Annotated in this window: 19 protein-coding genes; 9 read left to right on the forward strand and 10 right to left on the reverse strand. The window is 47.9% G+C overall.

Going from position 1 to position 25,840, the window contains the following annotated elements:
• Window positions 1–6 precede the first annotated feature (6 nt).
• The 6 genes from B9Y77_RS02650 to gltB form a co-directional block, all read right to left on the reverse strand.
• Window positions 7–2,067, reverse strand: coding sequence for an NAD(+) synthase (locus B9Y77_RS02650; RefSeq protein ID WP_085490363.1), 2,061 nt, complete (start codon window positions 2,065–2,067; stop codon window positions 7–9).
• Between the two features lies 1 nt (window position 2,068).
• On the reverse strand, window positions 2,069–3,583 hold the full coding sequence (locus B9Y77_RS02655; protein ID WP_073424221.1) for a sigma 54-interacting transcriptional regulator: 1,515 nt from the start codon (window positions 3,581–3,583) through the stop codon (window positions 2,069–2,071).
• Window positions 3,584–3,649: 66 nt separating this feature from the next.
• Entirely contained in the window at window positions 3,650–4,858 is a 1,209-nt protein-coding gene (locus B9Y77_RS02660) for an LL-diaminopimelate aminotransferase (RefSeq protein ID WP_085490364.1), read from the reverse strand.
• Between the two features lie 55 nt (window positions 4,859–4,913).
• Window positions 4,914–5,720: a diaminopimelate epimerase gene (gene dapF, locus B9Y77_RS02665; protein ID WP_085490365.1), complete on the reverse strand. Its 807-nt coding sequence runs from the start codon at window positions 5,718–5,720 to the stop codon at window positions 4,914–4,916.
• Between the two features lie 211 nt (window positions 5,721–5,931).
• On the reverse strand, window positions 5,932–7,296 hold the full coding sequence (locus B9Y77_RS02670) for a glutamate synthase subunit beta (RefSeq protein WP_085490366.1): 1,365 nt from the start codon (window positions 7,294–7,296) through the stop codon (window positions 5,932–5,934).
• Between the two features lie 18 nt (window positions 7,297–7,314).
• Window positions 7,315–11,736, reverse strand: coding sequence for a glutamate synthase large subunit (gene gltB / locus B9Y77_RS02675; protein WP_085490367.1), 4,422 nt, complete (start codon window positions 11,734–11,736; stop codon window positions 7,315–7,317).
• Between the two features lie 281 nt (window positions 11,737–12,017).
• On the opposite strand from gltB, the gene B9Y77_RS02680 reads away from it, so the two are divergent.
• The 3 genes from B9Y77_RS02680 (at window position 12,018) to B9Y77_RS02695 (ending at window position 15,141) form a co-directional block, all read left to right on the forward strand.
• Window positions 12,018–13,529: a carboxypeptidase-like regulatory domain-containing protein gene (locus B9Y77_RS02680; protein ID WP_139829242.1), complete on the forward strand. Its 1,512-nt coding sequence runs from the start codon at window positions 12,018–12,020 to the stop codon at window positions 13,527–13,529.
• Between the two features lie 161 nt (window positions 13,530–13,690).
• On the forward strand, window positions 13,691–14,314 hold the full coding sequence (locus B9Y77_RS02685; protein WP_085490369.1) for a formate/nitrite transporter family protein: 624 nt from the start codon (window positions 13,691–13,693) through the stop codon (window positions 14,312–14,314).
• Between the two features lie 461 nt (window positions 14,315–14,775).
• Window positions 14,776–15,141 (forward strand): helix-turn-helix transcriptional regulator, encoded by a 366-nt coding sequence (locus B9Y77_RS02695; protein ID WP_085490371.1) that lies wholly within the window; start codon window positions 14,776–14,778, stop codon window positions 15,139–15,141.
• Between the two features lie 122 nt (window positions 15,142–15,263).
• Here B9Y77_RS02695 and B9Y77_RS02700 read toward each other — a convergent pair whose 3' ends face one another.
• The 3 genes from B9Y77_RS02700 to B9Y77_RS02710 all read right to left on the reverse strand — a co-directional run bounded on the left by B9Y77_RS02700 (window position 15,264) and on the right by B9Y77_RS02710 (window position 19,224).
• Window positions 15,264–16,901, reverse strand: coding sequence for a cellulase family glycosylhydrolase (locus B9Y77_RS02700; RefSeq protein WP_085490372.1), 1,638 nt, complete (start codon window positions 16,899–16,901; stop codon window positions 15,264–15,266).
• A gap of 132 nt (window positions 16,902–17,033) precedes the next feature.
• Window positions 17,034–17,894, reverse strand: coding sequence for a TIGR03915 family putative DNA repair protein (locus tag B9Y77_RS02705; protein ID WP_085490373.1), 861 nt, complete (start codon window positions 17,892–17,894; stop codon window positions 17,034–17,036).
• 31 nt (window positions 17,895–17,925) lie between these two features.
• Window positions 17,926–19,224: a putative DNA modification/repair radical SAM protein gene (locus tag B9Y77_RS02710; RefSeq protein WP_085490374.1), complete on the reverse strand. Its 1,299-nt coding sequence runs from the start codon at window positions 19,222–19,224 to the stop codon at window positions 17,926–17,928.
• Between the two features lie 620 nt (window positions 19,225–19,844).
• Here B9Y77_RS02710 and B9Y77_RS15865 point away from each other — a divergent pair.
• From B9Y77_RS15865 to B9Y77_RS15870, 6 genes are all read left to right on the forward strand, one after another.
• Complete coding sequence (locus B9Y77_RS15865; protein WP_163442696.1) at window positions 19,845–19,997, forward strand: hypothetical protein; 153 nt, start codon at window positions 19,845–19,847, stop codon at window positions 19,995–19,997.
• A 156-nt stretch (window positions 19,998–20,153) separates the two neighbouring features.
• Complete coding sequence (locus tag B9Y77_RS02715) at window positions 20,154–20,354, forward strand: hypothetical protein (RefSeq protein WP_235002942.1); 201 nt, start codon at window positions 20,154–20,156, stop codon at window positions 20,352–20,354.
• Between the two features lie 73 nt (window positions 20,355–20,427).
• Window positions 20,428–21,138, forward strand: a complete 711-nt coding sequence (locus B9Y77_RS02720) for a type 1 glutamine amidotransferase (RefSeq protein WP_072830128.1) — start codon at window positions 20,428–20,430, stop codon at window positions 21,136–21,138.
• Window positions 21,139–21,423: 285 nt separating this feature from the next.
• Complete coding sequence (locus B9Y77_RS02725; RefSeq protein WP_139829243.1) at window positions 21,424–21,705, forward strand: hypothetical protein; 282 nt, start codon at window positions 21,424–21,426, stop codon at window positions 21,703–21,705.
• 60 nt (window positions 21,706–21,765) lie between these two features.
• Entirely contained in the window at window positions 21,766–21,966 is a 201-nt protein-coding gene (locus B9Y77_RS02730; RefSeq protein ID WP_139829244.1) for a hypothetical protein, read from the forward strand.
• 121 nt (window positions 21,967–22,087) lie between these two features.
• Window positions 22,088–22,264: a hypothetical protein gene (locus B9Y77_RS15870; RefSeq protein WP_176221699.1), complete on the forward strand. Its 177-nt coding sequence runs from the start codon at window positions 22,088–22,090 to the stop codon at window positions 22,262–22,264.
• Between the two features lie 573 nt (window positions 22,265–22,837).
• On the opposite strand, the gene B9Y77_RS02735 is transcribed toward B9Y77_RS15870, so the two are convergent.
• Window positions 22,838–25,717: a TIGR02171 family lipoprotein gene (locus B9Y77_RS02735; protein WP_085490377.1), complete on the reverse strand. Its 2,880-nt coding sequence runs from the start codon at window positions 25,715–25,717 to the stop codon at window positions 22,838–22,840.
• Window positions 25,718–25,840: the final 123 nt, after the last annotated feature.

A 25,840-nucleotide genomic window follows, 5' to 3' on the forward strand; every position in this document is an offset into this window, starting at 1 on the left:
CGCGGCTCAGAGATTCTCGATTTCCTTGAGCCAGTCGGCAGAAGAGGCATCGCAGGGCATTCGCCAATCGGCTCGCGGAGAGAGCGAAATCGTTCCGACCTTTGGACCGTCCGGGATGCAACTGCGCTTGAATTGCTGAGCAAAGAAGCGTTTCAAGAAGAGCTTAAGAACGCGAACGAGTTCGTCACGCGGGTATTTCGCTTCAATTGCGGAGCCATCCTCGCCCACTTTGGCCCCAAAAGCTTTCTCGGCCAAGTAAAGCAATTTGCGTGGTTCTGCACCATATTTTGTAAAATGATACAGATAGAAATCGTGAATTTCATAAGCCCCGAGAATGGACTCCGTTTTTTGGGCGATTTGTCCGTTGCTATCGGCGGGCAAGAGCTCTGGTGAAACAGGCGTATCCAAGATGTCGCGGAGAACATCGGCGAGGGCTTTCGCGGAATCCTTGGAATTTGTCGCACGCACCCCCATCAATTCCAGCACATGATCGGCGTACCATGCGACAACGTGGCGCACGAGCGTCTTTGGAATATCGCAGTTCACGGCATACATGGACATATGATCGGCGTTATACGTGCTCCAACCAAGAGCGATTTCGGAAAGGTCGCCCGTTCCAACGACAATGCCGCCTTCTTTATTTGCCAAGTTCATCAAAATCTTGGTACGTTCGCGAGCCTGTACGTTTTCGTACGTCACGTCAAGCTTTGCAGCATCGTGACCGATGTCTTTGAAATGCTGCAAGCAAGAGGGCTTGATGTCGATTGTTCGGAGTTCAACGCCCAAGAGCTCCGCCATTGCAACAGCGTTATTTTTTGTGCGTTTGGTCGTTCCGAATCCAGGCATTGTAGTCACGAGAATTTCGTTCAGCGGTCGATTCAGCAACTTGAATGTTTCAACAACGACTAGCAATGCAAGCGTTGAATCAAGACCTCCACTGAGCCCGAGAACCGCACGTTTGGCATACGACGATTCCAGACGTTTGGCGAGTCCTGCGCATTGGATGTTGAAAATCTCGCGGCAGTTAGAATCGCGATGAGCAATGTCGCTTGGAACAAACGGCATCGGCGCAATGTAGCGGTATTTAAGACCTTCCGTGGGCTTTTTAGAATCATTCGCAACAACGGGAAGTGATGCAAAATTTGCAGCCTTTGCAAAATATTCTGTGGAATCAAAATCTTGGAAGCTCCCCTCGCTTAAGCGCTGGGCATTCAAACGCTGTACATCGATATCGGCAAAAACGATTTCACTTTTGCGACTGTAATTTTTGCGTTCGGCGAGCATGGAGCCGTTTTCGGCAATCATCAAATGGCCGCTAAAGACCATGTCGGTCGTGGATTCATGAACGCCGGCAGATGCATAAACGTATGCCGCCATGCAGCGCGCAGACTGATTCATCACGAGATTGCGACGGTAATCGCCCTTCCCTACTAGCGCATCGCTTGCAGACAAATTTAAAATCACATTTGCGCCAGCCAAAGCAAGTTTACCGCTAGGCGGAGCCGCTGTCCACAAGTCTTCGCAAAGTTCCACGCCGATGCGTATTTCTTCGCTACCGTTTACCGTAAAGAAGTTTGTTATCGGCACCTCGCCCACGCCATCAAATGAATACGTGAGCGGAGCTTTCCCATAACCGCCGATTTTAGCACAGTTTGCGCTTAGCAAATCGCGACCGCTATTGAAATGGCGCTTTTCGTAAAATTCACGCTGGTTCGGTAGGTGAATCTTTGGTGTAATGCCAATGATCTTTCCGCGTTGCAAAAGGGCAGCGCAATTATAGAGCTTACCGAACATTCGGAGCGGAAGCCCCACAGCGACAATCATGTCGGAACCATCAAATGCCTTTGCAATTTTTAAAAGCGATGCAAGTGATTTCTTCAGCAAAAGTTCTTGATGGAACAAATCACTACAGGTGTAACCCGTAATGCAGAACTCAGGGAAAACAACAACTGCGGCCCCTTCGTTTTTGGCGAGGAGACCGCAGCGTATTATTTCATCAGTATTGAATTCCGTATCCGCAACTTTCAAAGTTGGACACACAGAAGTGATTCTGTAAAAACCGAACATTTTATTTTGTAATCAATCCTAGTTTGTTCATTCGATAATTCATCATTCGCGGAGAAATGCCAAGTTCGCGGCCCGCTGCCGAAATATTACCGTCGTTGCGCTTGATAGCTTCTGTGATCAATTCCTTTTCGTAATTGCACATCATCACGTCAAGCGGAGCGTGATCGGTAATAATCTTTCCGGTACCCGTGCTTAAGCTAGTCTGCAATGAAGGTGGAAGATTGTAGCTATGGATGCAATCGTCTGTCGCCGTAAGCACAGCGCGTTCAATGCAGTTTTCAAGTTCACGGACGTTACCCGGCCAATGATAACTCATCAAAAGGTTAATTGCTGTTGTGGACAAGCGAACAATCTTTTTGCCGTACCTGAGATTCATCTTTTCAATGAAATGCTCGGCAAGCAAAATAATGTCGCTCTGGCGCTTTGCCAAATCCGGCATCGCAATCGGGAAAATATTCAAGCGGTAGAACAAGTCTTCGCGGAAGAGCTTCTTTTCCATGAGTTCTTCGAGGTTGCGGCTTGTGGCCGCCAAGAAGCGAACATCGGAATGGAGTTCTTCATTGCTGCCGACTCGACTGAACGTGCGTTCTTGCAAAAAGCGCAGCAGCTTGACTTGGGTCTGCATCGTTAAATCGCCAATTTCGTCGAGGAAGAGCGTTCCGCCATCGGCAATTTCTGCACGACCCTTGCGCATGTTAATGGCTCCTGTGAATGCGCCTTTTTCGTGACCGAAAAGTTCGCTTTCCACAAGATTCTCTGGGAGGGCTGCGCAGTTAAGCGTTACAAACGGCTTGTCTTTACGAGATGAAAGCTGCACAATTGCACGAGCGATCATCTCTTTACCTGTACCGCTACCACCGCGAATAAGCACGGTCGCATCCGACGGAGCGACTTGACGCACTTGTTCGTACACAATCTGCATTTCGCGGCAGTTGCCAACAAGTTCACTCGGCTTACCGCTGAGCATGTCACGCAGCTTCTGGTTTTCGTCAATCAAGGACTGGCGTTCCACAAGCATTGTCTGGCATTCGCTAGCGGCATCACCCGTGATGTTCGCGATGATTTCCAAAAGTGCGACATCGCGGTCCAGATCCGTCGTCACATCGACAGGACGGTCAACTGAAAGCGTTCCGATAATTTGTTCATCGTGAATCAAAGGAACGCAGATAAATGCGACCTGGCTATCGTAATTGCGAGCGCCTGTGCGGTTCAAGAATCGAGAATCCTTGCGCAAATCGGGAATCACGTGGCTGCGGCCTGTTTCTGCCACATGACCTGTGATGCCCTCGCCCACCTGATATTGGCCTAGGCGCTTTTTCTTTTCATCAAGTCCATGCGATGCTTCAATTTTCAAGGTATTACCGAACAGCAAAGTAAACGTGCCGTTCAGCATTCCCATGTCGGTATCCAAAATGGTGAGCACATTATCCAAGAGCTTTTCAACATTTCTCTCGTGGATGATGATTGTACTGATCTTTTGAACGACCGCGATTTCTGAACCTATTGGTTGTTTCATAATTTGTAAAATAGTAAATGATTGTTATATACTAAAGGGCTTTGACCAATAACTAATGACTTCGTTTTACAACTTTTCCCTAATGCGCTTGAGGGCAACTGCAGTCTGATCTGGGTCGCCAAAAGCGGTCAGGCGGAAATAGCCTTCACCGCACGGGCCAAAACCACTACCCGGCGTGCCGACAACTTCGCACGTGGCAAGCAAGCGGTCAAAGAAGTCAAACGATTTTTCGCCTTCAGGCAATTTCCACCAAATATAAGGAGCGTGTTCGCCACCGAAAACGGTATAACCGCATTCCGTCAATTCCTTACGGATTCTTGCAGCTGTATCCATATAACCGCTAATGACGGCCTTTGTCTGTTCCCAGCCTTCCGGTGTGTAAATAGCTTCTGCAGCGCGCTGTGTCACGTAGCTCACGCCATTGAATTTAGTGCACTGGCGGCGGTTCCACATGGCACGGAGCTTTTCAAGTTCGTGCGGGACAATTGTGTATGCGCAACGAACGCCCGTGAATCCGGCGGTCTTACTGAAGCTGCGGAATTCAATGGCGCAAGTGCGAGCGCCCGGAATTTCGTAAATGGAGTGCGGGAGCTTTTCGTCGCGGATGTAGCAGTTGTATGCACCATCGAACAAAATAATTGCACCAGTTTCGTTGGCGTAATCCACAAACTTCTGGAGCGTTTCACGAGTGAGCACCGTACCGGTCGGGTTGTTCGGGCTGCAAAGATAAATCAATTGGACGGGATTCTTGGGCAAGTCAGGCTGGAAGTTGTTTTCAGCTGTTGAAGCGAGGTATGTCACTTCGGAGAAATGACCGTCATCCTGAAGAACTCCCGTACGGCCTGCCATCACGTTGCTATCGAGATACACGGGGTAAACCGGGTCCGGGATTGCAATTTTGGCGTCAGCCGAGAAGAGTTCCTGGATATTAGCGACATCGCACTTGGAACCATCGCTCACGAACACATCGTTCGGATCCATTTCAATGCCGCGCGGGGTGTATTCGCCACGGATAATGGCTTCACGGAGGAAATCATAACCTTGTTCTGGACCGTAACCGCGGAACGTCCACTTGACACCCATTTCGTTTACAGCCTTGTGCATGGCTTCGATCACAGCGGGGATAATCGGAGAAGTCACATCGCCAATGCCCAAGCGGATGATGTCTGCATTTTCGTGGGTGCCCTGGTATTCCTTGATTTTCTTGGCAATTGTTGAAAAAAGGTAACTGCCAGGAAGACGATCGTAGTACGGATTGATGATTGAATTGTTCATTTTTAAGTATTCGGTTTTAGGTAATAGGTTTTAGGAGCTCACTCGTTTAAACGATTTAGATTTCGCCCTTGAAGACTTCTTTTGCGGGGCCGGTCATAAAGACGGGGCCGCCTTCTTCGTGCTTGATGTGAAGCGTTCCGCCATCCAAGACAACGTCTGCTTCGAGACCGATGCGACCCGTGCGCTGGGCGGCAACAAGCGTTGCGCAGCTTCCGGTTCCACAAGCCATCGTCACGCCACAACCGCGTTCCCAGACGCGCATGCGGATCGTATTTTCGTTGATCACTTGTGCAAATTCGATGTTGCAACGGTCAGGGAAAATCTTGTCTACTTCGAGGATGCTTCCCCAATTTTCAAGCTGGATTTTTTCGATGTTGTCTACGAAGATGACGGTATGCGGGTTGCCCATAGAAACTGTTACGCCCGTAAAATCAAAAGTGTCTGCCGTAAGCTTGATTGTTCCCATGAATTCGCGCGGGAGGCCCATATTTACACAAACACGGCCATCCGGCAGAACGGATGGCTTTACAAGACCGCTTTTGGTGTGCAAGACAAAATTGCAATCATCGCTAAGACCGCGACTTTGGATAAACTTCGCAACACAACGCGTGGCGTTTCCGCACATGGCGGCTTCGGAACCGTCTGCGTTGAAGATGCGCATTTCAAATTCGTTACTTTTTACATTTTCGTTTATCGGAGTCACGACAACTACCCCATCAGCGCCAATGCCAAAGCGTCTATCGCAAAGTTCAATTACACGCTGTTCCAGAGCCTTGCCCGGAGTCATGTCGAAAGACTCACCAGGTTCGACGAGAACGAAGTCGTTGCCGAGACCAGTCCATTTTGAAAATTTTAAAGACATAAAATGTAATCCTTTTTACGCTATTCGCGCTCTATAGGCAAAAATCGTGCCACTTTTACAATTTCAGTAAAAGCGCTGATTTTGAAGTAATTTCGAGGATTTTGAAAATTAAGAGATTTTCAGGAAATGAAATATTTTACAAAATGTGTAAAAACAAGAAAAGAGTTTTACAAAAATTGTAAAACTCTTGAGTTTCAGGAACGGAGATGTATTACTTGAGTCGGTTTACGACCTGCTTAGCGCTTGCCATGGCGCGAACCACAAGCGAAGCTCCGTTAGCACAGTCACCGACCGCGTAAATGTTACGTGCTGGGTCCGGGATGATTGCCGTACGTGGCGTAAGTTTCAAACCCAAGTCGTTCACGAGGCCTTCAGCCGGAACGCCTGTAAAGCCCATGGCGAGCACGACCAAATCAGCTTCGATGATTTCCGTAGAATTCGGAACTTCATTCGGCTTGAGCGGCTTGCCGAGCGGAGACATGTCCCATTCGACACGGACTGCTTCGACACCGGCCACATGACCGTCTTTGACAATAAACTGTTTGGACGAAACATTCCAGCGACGTTCGCCGCCTTCGTGGTGTGCGTAGCTTGTGCGCAACAAGTACGGCCAATCCGGCCACGGCGTAGAGGGAGAACGAGTCTCAGGCGGCTTCGGCATGAATTCCACCTGGAGAACGCTCTTGCATCCTTCACGAATTGCTTTACCCACGCAGTCGTTACCCGTATCGCCACCGCCAATGATCAATACTTTTTTGCCCTTGGCATTGTACTTTTCCGGATCTTTGCAATCAGGCATTTCGGCACCGTGCAAGTAATCAAGAGCAAGGTAAATGCCTTCGGCTTCACGGCCCGGGATTTTCAAGTCACGAGCGTTCGGCGTACCAATAGCGAGGAACGTGTAATCGAAATTGCGGTGGATGTATTCAGCAGAAATATCCTTGCCGATTTCGGTATTGCAAATAAACTTGATGCCAGCGGCTTCGAGGAGAGCTACGCGGCGGTCAATCACCTGCTTTTCGAGCTTCCAGTTCGGAATGCCGTAACGCAGAAGTCCACCCGGCTTTTCGTGCTTTTCGTAAACCGTCACGGCAAAGCCTTTGCGACGAAGTGCTTCGGCAGCAAACAAGCCTGCAGGACCAGCGCCAATCACGGCGGCGGTCTTTCCGTTCGGTTCAGCCGTCGGGAGGCTCACCCAGCCTTCTTCGAAGGCGGTTTCGATCATGAACTTTTCGACCTGACGGACCATCACAGCATCGTCATTCAAGTTACGTGTGCAGCAAGATTCGCAAAGAGCCGGACAAACGCGTCCCGTGAATTCCGGGAAGAAAGCTGTCTTGCTAATGATATCGTAACCCTTGCGGATATCGCCTGCGGCAACCGCTTCGTTAAATTCCGGAACGAGGTTTCCAAGCGGGCAACCTGCGCCGTGGCAGAAAGGCACGCCGCAATTTGAGCAGCGACCGGCCTGAGCCACAATTTCAACGGCAGTCAACGGGCGTTCAACTTCTTTTACGTCCTTGACACGTTCATCAACCGGACGGTAAACATCTTGTATTCTCTGTACTGTTTCCATTATATCCTCCGTACCGGTTTACTTCTGAGTGTGCATAGCTAAAGCGTGACGGTATTCAACCGGGAATACCTTTACAAATTTCGGACGGGCATCATTCCAGTCTTCGAGAATGCGCTTGCCCTTTGCAGAACCCGTAGCTTCGACGTGCTGCTTGATGATGTCGAGGAGTTCCTTTTCGCTTTCCGTACCCGGAAGCACGCTTTCAAGGTCCACAGAATCCACGTTGCAGCTCAAGTCAAAGTGACCCGTTTCGTCGTAGACGTAAGCGAGACCACCCGTCATACCGGCAGCGAAGTTCACGCCCACGCGACCGAGCACGACCACGCGACCACCCGTCATGTATTCGCAACCATGGTCACCAACGCCTTCAGAAACGAGGAGCATACCGGAGTTACGGATACCGAAGCGTTCGCCAGCGAGACCGTTGATGAACACCTTACCGCTCGTGCCACCGTAACCGATGACGTTACCAGCGATGACGTTGTCTTCGGCCTTGAACGTTGCGTTGTGCGGCGGGCGAACGATAATCTTACCACCGCTGAGTCCCTTTGCCATAAAGTCGTTGACTTCACCTTCGAGGTCAAGCGTAACACCCGGAGCGAGGAATGCACCGAAGCTCTGGCCAGCAACACCCTGCAAATGAATCTTGATCGTATCTTCCGGGAGACCCTTTGCACCGTAGAAGTCATCCACGTAGCCAGAAGTTTCTGTACCGACCGTACGGTCCGTGTTGTGGATCATAGCGCAAAGTTCAACCGATTTGCCTTCCTTGAAGGAATCCTGCACGAACGGGAGAATTTCGCGGCGGTCAAAGTTGACAAGTTCTTCAGGAACGTAATTTTCGTCGTAAGACTTGCAGCCTTCAACAGTCTGGAAGACCTTGCTGAAGTCGAGGTGCTTTGCCTTGTAGAATTCAATAGCGTGGTTCACGTCGAGCAAGTCGCTACGGCCGCAGGCTTCATGGAGGCTCTTGAGACCGAGGCTTGCAAGGATTTCACGGACTTCGTCAGCGATGAAGAACAAGAAGTTCTTGACGTATTCCGGCTTGCCCTTGAAGTGCTTGCGGAGTTCCGGATCCTGCGTGGCAAGGCCCATCGGGCACTGGTTCGTATGGCAGCGGCGGTCCATAATGCAGCCGAGCGATACGAGCAAGTTCGTGGCAAAGCCAAATTCTTCGGCACCGAGGAGAGCGCCAATCACAACGTCACGACCGGTCTTGAGCTGACCATCGACCTGGAGCTTCACGCGGCCACGGAGATTGTTCAAAACGAGAGTCTGTTCCGCTTCCGCAATACCAAGTTCCCACGGGAGACCGGCATGCTTAATGGAAGTGAGCGGAGATGCGCCCGTACCGCCATCGTGACCAGAGATGAGAACGACGTTTGCGTGAGCCTTGGCAACACCGGCTGCAATCGTACCGACACCGACTTCGGACACGAGCTTCACAGAAACACGAGCCTTCGGGTTGGAGTTGTGCAAGTCGTAAATGAGCTGAGCCAAGTCTTCGATGGAGTAAATATCGTGGTGCGGCGGCGGAGAAATGAGCGACACGTTCGGGATAGAGTGACGCACTCGGGCCACAAATTCGTTCACCTTGCGAGCAGGGAGCTGACCACCTTCACCCGGCTTTGCACCCTGAGCCATCTTGATTTGCAAATCCTTAGCGTGACGGAGATAGTCAATTGTCACACCGAAACGACCAGAAGCGATCTGGCGAATAGCAGAGCTGCGGATTTCACCGTTCGGCCCCGGAGTATTGCGATCCGGGTCTTCACCACCTTCACCGCAGTTGCTCATGGCACCCACGCTGTTCATGGCGATAGCGATTGTTTCGTGAGCTTCCGGGCTCAAGGAGCCAAGGCTCATAGCGCCAGCGACAAAGTGCTTGACGATGCTTTCACGAGATTCGACTTCGGAAATGTCAATCGGAGTCGTTTCCTTGAACTTGAAGAGACCGCGGAGCGTTGCGAGGCGTTCGGACTGATCGTCAATGAGCTTGGAGTAAGCTTTGAACTTTTCGTAATCGCCCATCTGCACCGCCTGGCGGAATGCTGCGATAGACTGCGGAGTCCACAAGTGGCGTTCGCCTTCGCTGCGATAGCGGTACTGACCGCCTTCCTTGAGGACGCTGCTAGCGTCGGCAAGAGCGATATGGCAACGAGCGTCAATTTCCTGAGCGATTTCCTTGAGGCCGATACCTTCGATACGGCTTGCGGTACCCGGGAGGTACTTGTCGATAAATTCGCGGTTGAGACCGACGGCTTCGAAAATCTGGGCGCTGCGGTAGCTGCGGAGCGTAGAGATACCCATCTTGGACATGATTTTCAAGAGGCCCTTGTCCACAGCCTTGATGTAGTTGGCTGCTGCCGTGACCGGATCCACATTGATTTCGCCGGTATGGCACATGTTCGTGATGCTTTCGAGAGCGAGATACGGGTTGATGACCGTTGCACCGTAACCGAGCAAAAGGGCAAAATGCATGACTTCGCGAACTTCACCAGACTGCACAATCAAACCGATTTCCGGGCGGACGCCAGCTTCGACGAGCGAGCGGTTCACGCAAGCGGTTGCCAAAAGCGACGGCATCGGGACATAGCCCCAATCCACGTTCTTATCGGAAAGGACGATGATGTTGAAGCCATCCTGCACGGCGCGGATAGCATCGCCAGCGAGCTTCTGCAAAGCTTCTTCGAGAACTTCGCCATTGCCGCCAATCGGGAACTGCATCTTGAGCACCTTGGCGGTAAAGCTCTTGTCGCCGATGTTTTCGAAACGGCGGATTTCGTCTTCGGTCACGACCGGACGCGGAATCTTGATGAGGTGAGCCTGTTCCGGTGTTTCTTCGAGAATGTTGCCGTGGTTACCGATGTAGGTCGTAAGGCTCATCACGAGTTCTTCACGAATCGGGTCAATCGGCGGGTTCGTCACCTGGGCGAACAGCTGCTTGAAGTAGTTGAACAGCGGCTGCGGCTTGTCAGAAAGCACGGCGAGAGCGGCGTCGTTACCCATGGAACCGAGCGGTTCTGCGCCCGTCTTTGCCATCGGCTGCAAAATTACGCTCAAATCTTCGGCAGAGTAACCAAAACGCTTCTGCTGGATGAGCAAATCGGCAGGAACGTCAGACGGATTGATTTCGCTGAAGAGGCCGCGAACGCTCATCTTGTTTTCGGCAACCCAGCGGCGGTACGGCTTGCTGCGGGCGACGAGAGCCTTCATTTCCGCATTCTTCAAGATGCGGTGGTTTTCAATATCGAGGTAAATGATTTCACCCGGTTTTAAACGACCCTTTTCTTCAACCTGGTCGTCGTCGATGTCGAGCACACCCGTTTCGGATGCCATGACAAACAAACCGTCTTTACATAAAGTGTAACGTGCCGGACGGAGACCGTTGCGGTCCAAAATGGCACCAGCGTTCACGCCGTCGGAGAATGCGACAGCTGCCGGACCATCCCACGGTTCCATCAACATGGATTCGTATTCGAAGAAACCACGCACATCGCGGCCGAGGTAATGCTTTGCACCCCAAGCCTGCGGCATCATCATGAGCATCGCATGCGGGAGGCTACGGCCAGCGGCCACCAAAAGTTCAAACATGTTGTCGAGGCTAGCGGAGTCGCTTTGGCCTGCGGCAATCAGCGGCAAGCACTTCTGCAAATCTTCGCCAATGCGGTCGCTCTTGAGGTACGGTTCACGAGCTTTGAGGCTATTCAAGTTTCCGCGGAGCGTGTTGATTTCGCCGTTGTGAGCGAGGTAGCGGAACGGATGGGCCAAAGGCCAGGTCGGGAACGTGTTGGTCGAATAACGCTGGTGGACAAGCGCGATAGCACTTTCGAAATCGTTATCCTTCAAATCCTTGTAAAAGCCTTCGATCTGCGTTGCAAGCAAAAGGCCTTTATAAACAATCGTCTTGGAGCTGCAAGAGCAGATGTAGAGGTTCTTGACAGACTTTTCGATTAAGCGACGAAGCACAAACAACTTGATTTCGAATGCTTCGTTCGATTCGAACTTGGAACCGTCAAAAATGTACTGACGGATATGCGGGAGCGTTTCGCGAGCCGTGTGACCGATAGCGGACGGGTCCACCGGAACTTCACGAATCTTGACGACCGGAGCACCTTCAGCAGCAGCGAGCTTTTCAATTTCTGCATCGGCAGAATCGGCTGCCACCGTATTTTCGACAAAGATCATCGCCACGCCGTAACGGGTCGGAAGATCGTTGTAGATTTTGTGGAAGAACTTGTGCGGCATCGAAAGCAAAAGGCCGGCACCATCACCCGTTTCCGGATCGCCACCCGTTGCACCACGATGGAGGAGGCGCTTTAAGACGGTGATACCCTGGACAACAATCTGGTGAGAAGCGATATTATTTATATTGGCGACCAAGCCGACGCCGCAGGCGTCATGTTCGTTGGCTGGATCATAAAGAGCTTGTGCTTGCATAGAAATCCTTTTTAGTTTTTGCGCCCTATATGCAAAAACTGTGCCAACTCGCGACAAAATGCGTAAAGCCCGCTTCAATTCATGAAAAAGCGGTTAAAAATGTAAAAGAAAGAAATTTCTGAACAGAATCTCTAAAATTTGATGCAAACATGATTTACAGTTTTTGAAATTAAATTTTGAATTTTTACAAAATACGTAAAATTAGAAAGCTATTCCAAAAGTTTTCCAAAATGTTGTTGTAAATCAACTATTTTTGTATTATAACATTCAAGATGACTAATATGATGAAAAAATTCAAGTTTGGATCCTTTGGGGCGTTGGCAATTTTATTGGTTTTTATTTACGCATGCAGTGACAACGGAACCGATAGTGATTATCCGCGAACAAAATATCCCCAAATAAAAGATTACTCAAGAAAGACAATTGTGGGTACAGTCATCAACGCCGACAGCGTCCCCCAAGCTCACGCTCGAATCTATATTACCGGAGTTGATTCCACCACTCAACACGCCTATATCATGGATTCAACCGAAGCCGATAAAAATGGATATTATTCCATCGTTACAGATGGCGATAAACACCGTTACAGATTGCTTGCCAAAACGACGACCGATCCCGACACGTTATTTGGATTTGAAACCTACGTTTATACACTTTGGGACACCCCTTATCCAGACACGTTTGAATTCAATATAGAAGTCGGTGAACCGGCCTCAGTGCAATTCTATTTACGCTATAGAGATTACGATTCCATCTGCCTGGAAGGTTCCTTTGCCTGCGCCACAATTACCGAAAACGATCGAGAAAAAGGCTTTGTCATCATTCGTGACGTACCTCCTGGATTTTACGAAACTTACACAGGTTGGAGAGATGGCAAAGCCAATGCCAACCCATTACTACTGAGGCCCAAACATATTCGGGCTGGTTCAACGTATTACTGGGCAAACGGTTTTTTAAAAGGACACGAAGCCGGAACTTTGGATCTCTCGATTCCGCCCAAAGCTTTAGCTATTTTAGACTCAGCAAAGCTCCCCCACATATTAAATAACCTCATCATCCCTGTCTTTAAAAAAGAAAATTACGATGCTCTAATGGATGATCGCGGGAACGAAATAATAATGTCCAAAGCCAAAAACGAAACGGATTCAAGCCGTTTTTGGATAATTCCCGATTCCATAGGTTATGCCAATCAAAAGATTCGATGGATTGACGCATTCGATCAAAATGAACAACGGCAAAAAAGAAACCTTTGGCTCCTTTATTCAAAAATCAATGCGGACTCCATTGATATAGGTTATGATTTTAACCCTTGGGATTCTAGCTACGCTCTTAGTTTCTGGATTGAATCTCTCAGCGACTCACGCAAACAAGTCTCGCTAGTCTCGGTCGGCAACGATTCTCTTGGTTTCAAAATAACCCAATGCCCCAAAAACACCCAACAAATTTGCATGAGAATTTTAGATAAAAATGATTCGACCTCTATAGATTCGACAATTTACTGCAGTGAAAAAATTTTTGATAGCAAACGCCACCACTTATCGATAGTTATCCACAAAGACCTTGTGATGATCGCAATAGATGGCAAAACAGTCTACGAAACCAGTATGGATTTAACAATGAATTTCTTTAAGGCGCTTCGATACTCGATAATTGGCGATATTCCAATGAAAGATTTTATCGTGTACAAAATGGACAAAGACATTCGCACCCCCAAAGACAACGACTGGACACGCCTCAAGGCATGGCTTATGGCATTTTATGAACTTCAAGCCTCTGTTTCATCAGATAAATGATGCGATTTACAAATTTTGACGCTAAATTTCGCAATTTTTTCGGTTACGAATCGTGAAAATTGAGGTTTGTTTAATTTTATAAGAAAAATTTAAGTTTTATAACATATTTGTGGACAAAAATTGGAAAATGAGCGCTGTTTAAAAATTTTAAATTTGGCGCCATGATTAATTTTATCAAGTCTATTTACTCCGGTTTGTGCATCGGGCTCGGCGGAACGGTTTACCTTTCTTGCGACAATAAGATTCTCGGATCATTCTTGTTCGGACTCGGTCTTTTTACGATTTTGAATTTCGGATTCAACCTTTTTACGGGTAAGGTCGGCTATTTCGTCAACAATAAGATTAATTATTGGGGATTTTTAGGAATTGTTTGGCTCGGAAATTTCATAGGAACGTTCGTTTTCGCGAAGTTAATGGCTGCGACTCGCTATGGTGCGGCACTTCAGGCGAAAGCAAATGCTCTTTGCGTTATCAAGGACGGCGATGGTTTTGCTAGTTTGCTCGTGCTCGGAATTTTCTGCGGGATGCTCATGTTCATTGCAGCAGATGGCTACAAGACCGTAGAAAACCAGGTCGGGAAAGTTTTCATCGTGTTCCTCCCGGTGATGGTCTTTATCTTGAGCGGTTTCGAGCACTGCATTGCAGACATGTTCTATTTCTCGCTTGCAGGCGATTTTTCAATGACAATGCTCAAGGCGCTTGTCGCGATTACGATTGGCAATTCCATTGGCGGTGGGCTCATCCCGCTGATGCAAAAGTTGAACGCCAAGTCCGCAAAAGCGTAAATAAGCGAATTTACACCCTTTTTACAAAGGGTGCCTTGCCAAAAAATCTATATAACTTACATTTCTTTTGCGTTTCTGAGTAATGCGCTGTGGCATCCAAAAATTTGGATGTCTTTTTTTAATTTAAGGAGATAAGCGCATGAAAGATCCATCACAAAACGACATTAAAAATATAAAGATTCCATTTACAAAAATAATCAATGACGAATAATCAAAAATTGATTATATTATGTATAATGTGACCGTAACAAAACGGGCTCAGAAAAATGCAATGACTATGCCTAAAGCTGTACAAAATAAGTTTAAGGCTCTTCTGCAATCATTGAAAGTTTCTGGTCCGATTCAACCACTATTTTGGCATTACTCAAAACTTGGAAACGAGACATACCATTGTCATCTCGCTTTAAATTGGGTAGCATGCTGGACTTGTAAAGACGGATCTATAAATATAGAGGTGTACTATGCTGGCAGTCGTGAAAAGGCCCCGTATTGAAATCAGAGCGAAACATATTCCTGCCCCACTTGTACGCTTTTTGCGTGACACTTATAAACCCGAAAATGTAATTGTTAGCGACGACAACGAATCTGAACCGTTTGAACAAACGGAATGGTTTAAATCGCTTGATACTACACCAGGGGAAATGATTGTCGCAAATAGGGATTTGCGCAATTGGTCTCAAGTGACTCTTGCTGAAAAACTCGGTATTCAGGTGCAGAATCTTTGCGCTATGGAAAACGGTCGAAGAACAGTATCTCGAAAAATGGCTGTTAAGCTCGGTGAAATTTTTGGCACTGATCCTGCCGCATTTTTTGATTTCGAAAAATGACAAAGAAAAAGCGCAGTCCACGAGGGATTGCGCTTTTTTTCGTGAAATAATGGATTCCCTCCTTTTGGTCGAGAATGACGATTCTAAGGATGAATTGTCAAGAGGGACCGTGGAGGAAACGTTTATCCGAGGTCTTTGATGACCATGATGCCGCTGCGTTCGATCTTCGGGTATTGACGCATGCCTTCCCCGCCCTTACCCTTGTCGAGAATCTCGAGGAGTTTGCCATCTGTGGAGTACAGGTGCAGTTCCCACGGGCCGTTCGGTGCGTTGAAGTAACCGGAGTTCTTTTGCACGTTGCGCTGGAACGTTCTATTCAAGCGGTCGGCGACGCTGCGGGCATGAACGAGCGAAACATCGGCGAGATTCCAGGATATCGGCACGCCACCCATGTCGAATATGAGTACAGCATCGACATCGGTTTCTTCCTTCATCGTGAATTTCCAGCTGAAGTTCTGCCAGCTCGTGCTCAAGTCGAGAATACGGCCGTTTGCATACGGTGTATAGCTTTCGCAGTCCTTCTTGATGTTCACGTTGAGCGTACGCGGCTTGTCAGCCTTGGCGCGCATGCTAAAGATGTACGTTACACCCTTGTGGAGCGCGAAATGCTGCTTGAACTGGAGATTCCAGGAATCCTTGCCGCCCTTCTTGATGTCGAAATGCACAACGCCATCCTTGACGGTGACATCGCCCTTTCCACCCCAGAAGTCGGTCGTCCAGCCAGAAAGCGGATCTTCGGCGTTGAATTCACCGTTTTCGATGATGTTCGCGCCAGTTCCCTGAGAACCGGTTGTGAAATCCTTATTCTGGATAAAGTTTGGAATCACGCTTGTGTTCTGGATGCCGAGAGGACTATCGACAGCGACTTCCTTGCCCCAGCCAATAAGCGTGTTGTAGGAGCCGTGAACCGTCATATCCATTTCTGGACTGTCGAAGTTACCCGGGCCCCAGCTCCATGCGAGCCAGCCGATGTTCAAGCGTTCGCATTCCGACATGATAAACTTGTACGGAATTTCACGAACACCGCCTGCAGCCACCGGAGCAAATTCACCGACAATCAGGGGAATCTTACGCTTGAGGGATTCTTCGAGCGTACCCTTGATGCGGTCCTTGACGGTTTCGTAGCCTGTTGCCACCGGATTGTGGCGTTCGGTCGGCCACCACATGTGAATCGAGAAAATCAAGTTGTGTTCGGGGTCTGCCTGCAAAAGCTTTGGGCCCACGTTCAACAAATTCTTTTCGTTCTGGCCCCATTCGTCGGCGTCGATCATAATCGGCACACGCACACCAGAGGCGCGGAGCTTTGTGACGATGATGTTATAGGCGTTGAAAAAGTCATCGGCGCTCTGAGCCTTGTCGCCCGGTTCGTTACCGATGTTCAAAATCAAATATTCCTGATGATTGTAAATCATCTGGAGTGTTTCTTCGCGAAGCCAAAATTCAAGGGCGTCGCTCAGGCGGTCCCAGTTACCGGTCGTGTCATGAATTTCCGGGATAGGAATCATGCCGTTGGCAATACAAAGCGAAATAATGTTGTCGAGGTCGCTGATGCGGCCACGAGTATTCCAAACAATTCTTACACAGTTTGCGCCAGTCTTTGCAATTTCAGGAATGGTCTTGCCTTCACGATCCGTCCAAATAAACATGTGGTTTACACCACGAAGAACAACCTTTTCGTTGTCCTTGCTATACAGAAAAGAATCTTGAACGAAAAAGCCCGGTTTCACAGATGAGCCGTTCATGTCTTTAATTTTCTCCATAATGTCAATTAATCCATTATAAATATACAACTAAATGTTTTTTAGAGCCAAAATTTTTTCGCATATATAAAAAATTCAGCGCTCATTCATGGACTTTTTGAGCAAAATATGTGCCACAAGGCGTAAGCTCAGCTATTTGAGCCTTATGGACGCTGACGCGTTTGATTTGGCGACTTCAGATGGAAGTTGCGGCGGCACTACATTTCCGATGTTTTTCGCCGAGTAGTTCGATAACGAACGTTCAGGAAGATGTTTCCAGTAGCGTACAGGCAGGCAACGTCGAAGAAGGCGCGGGTTGAGCCGCTCCTTGATTGCCATCGTGTCGTAGTAAGACTTCCACATACGAGTAAATTCATCTGGAGGCGCGTGCGCCGAAATGTAACTCGGGTCAGGAACCGTTACAAAATGTGTCCGGTAATTCTCGTAATAGACGCCAAAGCCTCGCTTGACATCAATAATCGCCCATGTGCCGTTGGGGTAACGGCATCGGAAATGCCCGACAATCATTTCGAGAATGTCGTACTTGGGTTCGATTTCAGCGATGTACATACCATCGGGGGCTTTATTGAAGCGCACCATTCCGTACATGTTGTCCATTTCGCGACGCACGGAACGCGCGATGGTAATGAGCGGAATCATTTCGAGACTTGACGGATTGCGACCGTAATTCGGGTCTAGCCCCGCAAAAAGCTTGCGCAAGTACGCAAGAATGTTCATCTCGATGTTTGCGTCTTCGGAACGGAAACACGTTTCGAGTAAATTCAATACGTCCTTGCTTGCTGCTTTGGTAATAGCTCGCTTGAGGCGGTTGGCGGAATCTTCAGACGTTTCAACGTGGAAGGGTTGCGCGAAAAGGTCAGTTGCCGCTTCACGTTCCGCTTCGTACGTGCGTTCGGCGACAAAGCAAGAAACATCGAGATGTTGGCGGTAAATCTCGAAAACGGCACTCAAGAAGCCGTCGAAAGTAGAATCGTAATGAATCGCGAGGGACATTGTTTAGTAGTTAGTCAATGGTCATTAGTTATTAGTTGTTTGCGATTGACAAAGCGTTAGTGTATGGTGCGGCTTTTGGCTGTGGCAGCGCTGCGGGCATGGAGTCGAACAGGTCGAGTTGATCGTTCTTGGGTTTGCCTGCAATAAGCAAGGGGCGAATCATCTCAGGGTAAAGCTTGTGGAGTTCTCGCGGTACGTCGCTATCGTAGATGAAGTATTTTGCGCGCTTGAGCACCACCCCCATTTTCTTTAAATGCTCGAGCCTGATTTTAGAATAACGCCTTCCACTGACAATGAGCTGAGCTGACCTCACGCCAATGCCGGGCACGCGCAAAATCATCTCGTAATCGGCGGATTGCAAATCGACCGGGAAACATTCCGGATGGCGGAGTGCCCACATCACTTTCGGATCCAAATCCGGGTCCAGGAACGGATTTTTCTCGTCAAGAATCTCGTTGTACTCGAACTTGTAAAAACGCATGAGCCAGTCGGCCTGATAAAGCCGGTGTTCGCGTAAAAGTGGCGGTTTTGTGGTAATTACGGGCAAGCGCTTGTCCGCATTTATGGGTACATAACCTGAGAAATAAACACGCTTCATTTGCTGTTGCTTGTAAAAGCCTGCCGAAAGCGTCAAAATCTGGAAGTCGGTCTCCCCCGATGCTCCGACAATCATCTGCGTGCTCTGCCCTGCCGGCAAGAACTTCGGAGAGTACTTGGACTTGTCCGTTTTGTATTCAAGCTTGCGTTCTGCCAAAAAATTCATCGGGCGGTAAATGGATGCAAAATTCTTTTCGGGCGCGAGGTATTGCAACTGCTTGTCCGAAGGAATTTCGATATTCACGCTGCTGCGGTCGGCATAAAGCCCGGCCTCGAACAAAAGCCTAGAACTTGCGCCGGGGATCGCCTTTAAATGGATGTAACCGCCAAAATGGTGTACCAAACGCAATTCCTTAGCCACCTTAATTAACAGTTCCATCGTGTAATCTGGCGAGCCAATCACGGCCGAGCTCAAGAAAAGCCCTTCAATGTAATTGCGGCGGTAAAATTCCAACGTGAGGTTAATGAGTTCTTTGGGCGTAAAAGTCGCTCGTGGGATATCGTTACTGCGTCGGTTCACGCAATAAGCACAATCGTACTTGCAGGCATTACTGAACAGCACTTTCAATAGCGAAATGCAGCGACCATCGGCGCTCCATGTGTGGCAAATGCCCGAGCTATGCCCGCACCCCATTCCGCCTTTTGGCGAATTGCGCTTGGAACCGCTCGACGAGCACGAAACATCGTACTTGGCGGCATCGCCTAGAATGTTCAGTTTATCGCGTAAATCCATTTTTTCCCATCGTTTTTAACGACACACTTGTTTACTTGCCTTTTTGTTCACTAAATATAATATTAACTGCACAAAAAAGCAAGTGTAAAATGGCTCTGTCAAGCCAATCCGTATAAAAAGTAGGTGCTAGCAAACTTTTCTCAATTTGTAAGCCCCTAGAAAACTGCATTTTTACTTCAAAAACGCCATTTTTAGGTAGTTTTTAGGTTTCGGCGCCGCAGCATAACCACAGCCAAAAAATAGCCGTACGACCAGACTTGACAGAGCCGTGGCTAAAACCGCAGCGTTGGCGCAGTTTTTCGGAAATAACCACGCAGCTATATAAAAAGGCTTGACAGAGCCATAAAAACGGCTCTGTCAAGTCATTTTATACGGTTCCATTGCCATAGCAAAAAATGTCGGTTTCGTAAGCCCCTCCGAAGCTGTTTATTCACTACAGAATTGCAGAATTTAGACTTTTTTGGCCATTTTTGGTTTCCGCAGCGTTTCTACAGCCATACGATTTGGTGTGACAGAGCCGTGGTGATTTTTGCAGCCTAAAAACAGTTGGAATGCAGTGACCATGCAATTTTGTAAAAAAATACAGTTTGGCTTGACAGAGCCCCACAAGGAAGTGCAACATGAAAAATTCCGAAGTAATCAAGGTCACCAAGGGCCGCCAAAGAGAAGCCCTCAAAATCGTCAAGAGAATCGAAGCCAGGCTGATGGCATTCCAGACAAACAAAAAAAAACAACTGGGGCCACGCCGGTTCCATGGGCGCTCTCTGGGATAAACTCATTGAAACCGAAACCTTCACCGACTTTCTCAAGTAATAGGAGCGACGCCATGACCCTCGAACAAAAGATGGATTTCCTCATTGAGAACGGAATCGCCACCGAAGAAGAAATCAAGCTCGTGACCTGCATCAACGGCTGGAACGACGAAACGTTTGACGACATCTACTATGCCCGCGCCGGCCCACTGCAAGGTCAGCCATTGCTTGCCCGCTCACCGCGGCGAAGAAATCACGGACTCCGTGATGGACAATCTCGACGTGAACATGAGCTTCGAAGAAGCAGAAAACCGCTTGCATGCACACAAGGCTGTGCTGTGGCAGGTCATGAAGCCGACTAGCGAATTCGGTAAGTAATTTTCGGCAGGCAAACCGCCCGCTCAAAAAATTAGCCCGCGAGAAATCGCGGGTCTTTTTTATATTTGCGGTTATGGAAACCTATATTTTTCAGCATGTTGAATACGAAGGTCCGGGAGCGATTCTCCCCTACCTGCAGGCCAAGGGGCACAACGTTCATATCGTGCGCCTTTACGCCGGCGACCCCATTCCTCATGAAGACGACGTGGACTTCGCCATCTTGATGGGTGGGCCCATGAGCGTTCTGGACGAAACAAAGTACCCTCATTTTGTTCGCGAAAAAGAACTTTGCTGCGACATGGTGCAGCTGGGCAAGCCCCTTCTGGGAATCTGCCTCGGTGCCCAGATGATCGCAAGCGCCTTTGGCGCGGCCATCAAGAAAAATCCCGAAAAGGAAATCGGCTGGTTCCCCGTCACCTTCACCGGCGATGCAGTCGAAGAAATGAATTTGCCCGAAAGCCTGGACGTTTTCCATTGGCATGGCGAAACCTTTGACATTCCAGAACTACCGGGCATTGCAGAACCATTCGCCTTTAGTGAAGCCTGCCAGAATCAGGCATTCAAAATCGGCAGCGGAATCGCATTGCAGTTCCATCTAGAAGCCACGCCCGAATCCATGGAAAGCATGTTAAAGAACGGCGACGACGAAATCAAGGCAGGCATTGCCGCAGGTTTTGACTACGTTCAAAACCCGAAGGACATCCGCATTGCCGGTAAGACCGCCATGGGCCCCGCCAACGAATTGCTGGTAAAAATCTTGGATTACCTGTTGGAAGAAAAATAAGCAGGATGATTTTGAATAAAGGCAAATAGGTTCTGTGACCGTTGGCTCTGTCAGGCTAATTCGTACTTTTTTACAAAGACTGCCAAAACGCTGCGAAAATGACCTGACAAAGCCTAACTACCAAGGCCAGTAGAAGAGTGCGACAAGGAAAATGACTCCGATTTTGCCTCATGATGTTCACTTTCTGCAAACACATGCACTCAGCTGCCGTTTAGACGCTCCGCCCGGACCACAACCGCTAGCACCACCAACAAAATAGACGGTCAGATTGCTATTTTATTGAATATGTCAAAGCAATTTATCGTTTCATTTCTTTTTATATGCGCCATCTCAATGGCGTTTGCGCATCCTTACGATGACATAGACTGGGAAAAAGCAAAAGCTCCCAACGGCTGCTTCAACAGTTCAGGAGCATTTTGGTGCGAAGATAAAGCAAAAGGTTTTGTCACAGTCACCATGCCTGCAAAAAGGATGCAATATCTTTATGCAAAGATAGATGGTCATTCAGGGTTCTATGTCAATTATTGTAAAGACCTCATTGCCTTGCCGACAAAAACGGACAAATAAGCTGCCGCCGCCCTAAACAAAGGTGATTACGAAAAATTTCATGCCTATCTCACAGAAGCTATGATGACAGGTGATTTTACCTGGACTTGCATGGGTGAGCGAAAAATCAAATCTGTTTTTTGTCTTGGAAATAAAGATTGGAGTGGTAACTATTACATAAAAATTTCCAAGTATGATGAATATGGCATTTTGGACAGCGAAAAAGAAACCAGTACCCCAGAAAAAGATTACTGCAAAAAATTGTTAGACGCTGTTGAATAACTTACGGATTATCTACTGATTGCATACATGCTCACCATTATTTCGAATAATGCAGAATCTCTAAATATGAAAAACTGCTAAAAGCTAAACATCTTCTTTAGATAAAAAATAGGTCGTCAGAATGTGGATTTATAACGTGTGCAAGGTTCGCAAGCCGGAAGGCAACGGATATGAAATCTTGGAAAGGTTCACTGACAGAACCGCGGCGTATATGCTGATGTTCGCCTTGATGAAGGCTGACAAATCAGACTCAGTCTATTTCGTTGAGCGAATCTCGGATAAGAAACTTCGTAAATAGTAGAATAAGTAGTAAGTCATATCATTATATACAATAGTGGACACGAGCTTTTTCCAGGGTTACGAAACGGGTGTAAAAGCCCGTTTTTTCGTTGCTTCTGGCGGTCTTTTTAGGACTATCGAAAGAGACTTTATTTGTGATTCCACGGTGCGATTCTAGGCTGATTTTGGGGCTAAAACCATGTTCAACTATTTGGACTATGTTTCGCGAGTCCAGAAGTGCTCCAAAACGCGAATATGGCGATTCTAGCCTAAAAACGGTGATGGACTATTTTTGACGGGCTAGATATAGTGAACAGAAAGACACTAATAAAAACGGCTCTGTCGGGCTAAACTGTACACTTGTGCCCGGCTAGCAAAAAATCCTCAATCTGTAAGCCCTTCCAAAACTGTTTTTCGGCTGCATGACCGATGTTTTTAGGCTATTTCGGCCGGTTCCGACTTCGCAGCATGTTCGCAGCTATACGGCCTGGCCTAACAGAGCCAGAGGGGCATTTTCGCAGCTTTTTCGCAGTTTCGACCCCAAAGTACGGCCTGGCCCGACAGAGCCACAAAATGGAGTTTCGCGGGCTATTTACGGCAAAGTTTGCAAAAGAGAATCCAGACGTTTCGTCATTTGAATAGCCCCTTCGTGGGCTAGATGGTTGCAGTCAAAAGCCATGTCGTCGGTGTAGTCGTGCTCCCCCATCTTGTTTTCGTCCATAAGGACAAAGTTGGGGTGTTCATCGTGTAAATCGGCGAGTTCCTTGATAAGCGCGGGAGCCTTGCTCCTCTGTATTCCGTGGAATCCGAGCGCACCGGTATTTTTGTATGCGGGGTTCTGCGGGAAGATGACGCCAATGACGTAAATTTCTCGCGCTTCACATTCTTCAATAATCGTTTTCAATAAATTAAAGTTGTCGTAATAAAGGTTGGAATAGCGATTCAGCCACAAACTATCTGTCCAAATTTTAGGATCACCCCACCCTGCAGCTTCAAGTTGTTCGTAACCCATGGTATTCAATAGCGGTTCAAACTTGGAATATCCTGGAGAATTTCTCGTGTATTCAGCAAGCTTGCTCGGAACAGAATCCTTCCAATAATTATGGTCCTCGTCATAGGCGTAGCCGGGATAATTGCGGTGGTTGTTTAACAAGAAGCTGTTGGGCGCCGAATTGAACCAGATATCCATATCAACGGAAATGACGATATATTTGAGGTGGCTGACATGCGACAGAACGTAGTTTTCAAAAATGAAATTTGCGCAATAGAGCATGCTGTTTGAATTTGCCATATTGAGCGCCTTGAACTTTTGATCGAAAAGCGACGGGATAACGCCGTGAAGCGCACGCGAAGATCCGAGAATGACTGTGTTTAGCGAGTCGTATTGATGCCAAAGCAAATCAATTTTATAGCGCCACTTGACAGCTATTTCAGACGTACCCGGGACAAAGTAAATTCCCGCACTGTCCGGATCCAATTGGAACGTATCTTTAGGAAGTGTATCGTTTTTAACGGTGTCTTTTTTAACAGTATCTTTGGGGATGGAGTCCTTAGGAATGGTGTCTTTGGGAATGGAATCCTTTTTTACGGTATCTTGCGGAATAGTGTCCTTCGGTGCTTTGAAGACTTTTTTCACCCATAAATTGGGGTGCCAGAGTTCATCGCCTTCGGCAAGTTCCAAAATGCTATTGTCGGTAGGGTTTGCAAGCACGATTTTCGTGTGAGCTCCGTTTTTATTGACAAGAGTCGCTACGATGTTGGATCGTTCCCCATCAGTCGCCCATTCACTGTGATCGAATGTATAGCCATCAGGAGATTTGACGCTCTGCAACAATTTGCCATTGCTGTCGGCGATAAGGATGCGTTCGTGCGTGGCGTATGGAGTTCCGACAAACTCAGTCCCGGTTTTTCCTGCAAAATCAAGGAATGCGGTGCGTTTGCTACCGTCTTGTGCTAGGGACGCATTGCAAGCTTGTTCGTCATTGTACCATATAGTAGAGTTCGATTTTTGTGTAATGTCAGAACCAGAATCCGCAAAGAGGGCACGCAACAATCTTGCACCTGTAACAGCGAGTTTGTTGTCTTCGCTAACGCCGCCGTGATAAGCTCCGTCGAAAAGTTTTTCTGGGACGCCAAATTTGCCATTTGCGAATTTGACTTGCCACGTACTCGTCGCTGCAAATGCGGTTTCGTCTTTGTTGTTGCCAGCATCCGTGACGTAAACGATAACCGTGTCGCCGTTTACAACGCGCCAACGCGGAATAGCAGCGCTTGGAACATCGAGCTTTACAAGATTTGAACCGTTTGCGTTCATGTCGCGAACGTAAAGGCGGGATTCTCCAGCAATACCTTCAAATCGAGTGCAGAATGCTACATGTTTTCCGTCAGGCGAAATATCGGGATGGTAAACTTCCAAAGTGTCTTCAATTTCTGTAACGGACAACGTTCCGTCATTGTAATTGATGTAAGCAAGATTCCCGCTAATGTCGTTTCTGAAAGCGAGAATCGTGTTGTACGTTCCCGTATAAGATTTTAAGGCTGTCGCGCTTGCAAGCGGAGAGACTATGCTCTGTTGCACTTTGCCATTATCATCAAGCCATGTCGGAGATGGAATTTTTCCAAAAGCGAGTCGGAACCCAATTCGTTCTGCATGAGATGAGGATTCTACGGTGTAATCATCGCCACGGGAAACCAAATTTATTTCTGATGCGCGGTCTGAATAATATCCGCCTTTTAAAACTCTTTCCCCAACAGCGCCACCATCTGGAGCACCGACATAATTTGTAACAGTCGTGTCGCGGAACATCCCCGCCCAGTCATTTACCCACTCTTTTACATTTCCTGCCAAGTCGCAAAATCCTAAAGAATCCTTCCCTGCAGTACAGACGGGGTGCGCATGAAATTCAGAATTATCAGAATTCCAGCTTTTTTCTTTGGGATTCCAGCCTTGTGATGCCGCGAGAACCCACTCTGCTTCTGTCGGGAGTCGGAAAGCATCGGCATCAGGATGGAACGCAAAACCTTCTAGATTTGTGCAATGGCCTTCGGTATCGTAAGTTGCTTTTGTGTACGTGTAAGCAGTATCATGATTTAGTTCTACGCTCTTGGCATTCGCATAAAGAACGGCGTCGAAGTAAGTAACATTGGCTAACGGCAGCTCATCGTTTGCGCGTTCGCCAAAGTCTTTCACCTTGCCTTTTTTCGCGAGAATTCGATAGTCCCCGCAAGTAACTTCGTGAACATCTAAATAAAATTCATAATCGAGATGGACTTTCATAGCGGGGCGTTCAGCAGCTCTGAACGAAGATTCGTTACTCCCCAAAACCAGATCACCGCCTTTGATGACCTGCATGCCCTCCATTCTTTCAGGTTCGGGTTCGACGTCGGGTACAATATCGTTGGACGAGCTACTGCTATTGCTACAAGCTCCCCATAATATTGATATAATTAACAAAAAAAGCCAAATTTTCATGGAAAAAAACGCTGTACGAGCTTACTTTTCTACGCCAAAATTATGAATTGTAAAGACTTTTGTCAAATAAAGTGCATGTGGGCGACAAAAGGCTTAGTTCAAGCGCAATTTTACACCTTGTTT

Origin of the sequence: Fibrobacter sp. UWB13, assembly GCF_900177805.1 — a bacterium.
Lineage (GTDB): Bacteria > Fibrobacterota > Fibrobacteria > Fibrobacterales > Fibrobacteraceae > Fibrobacter.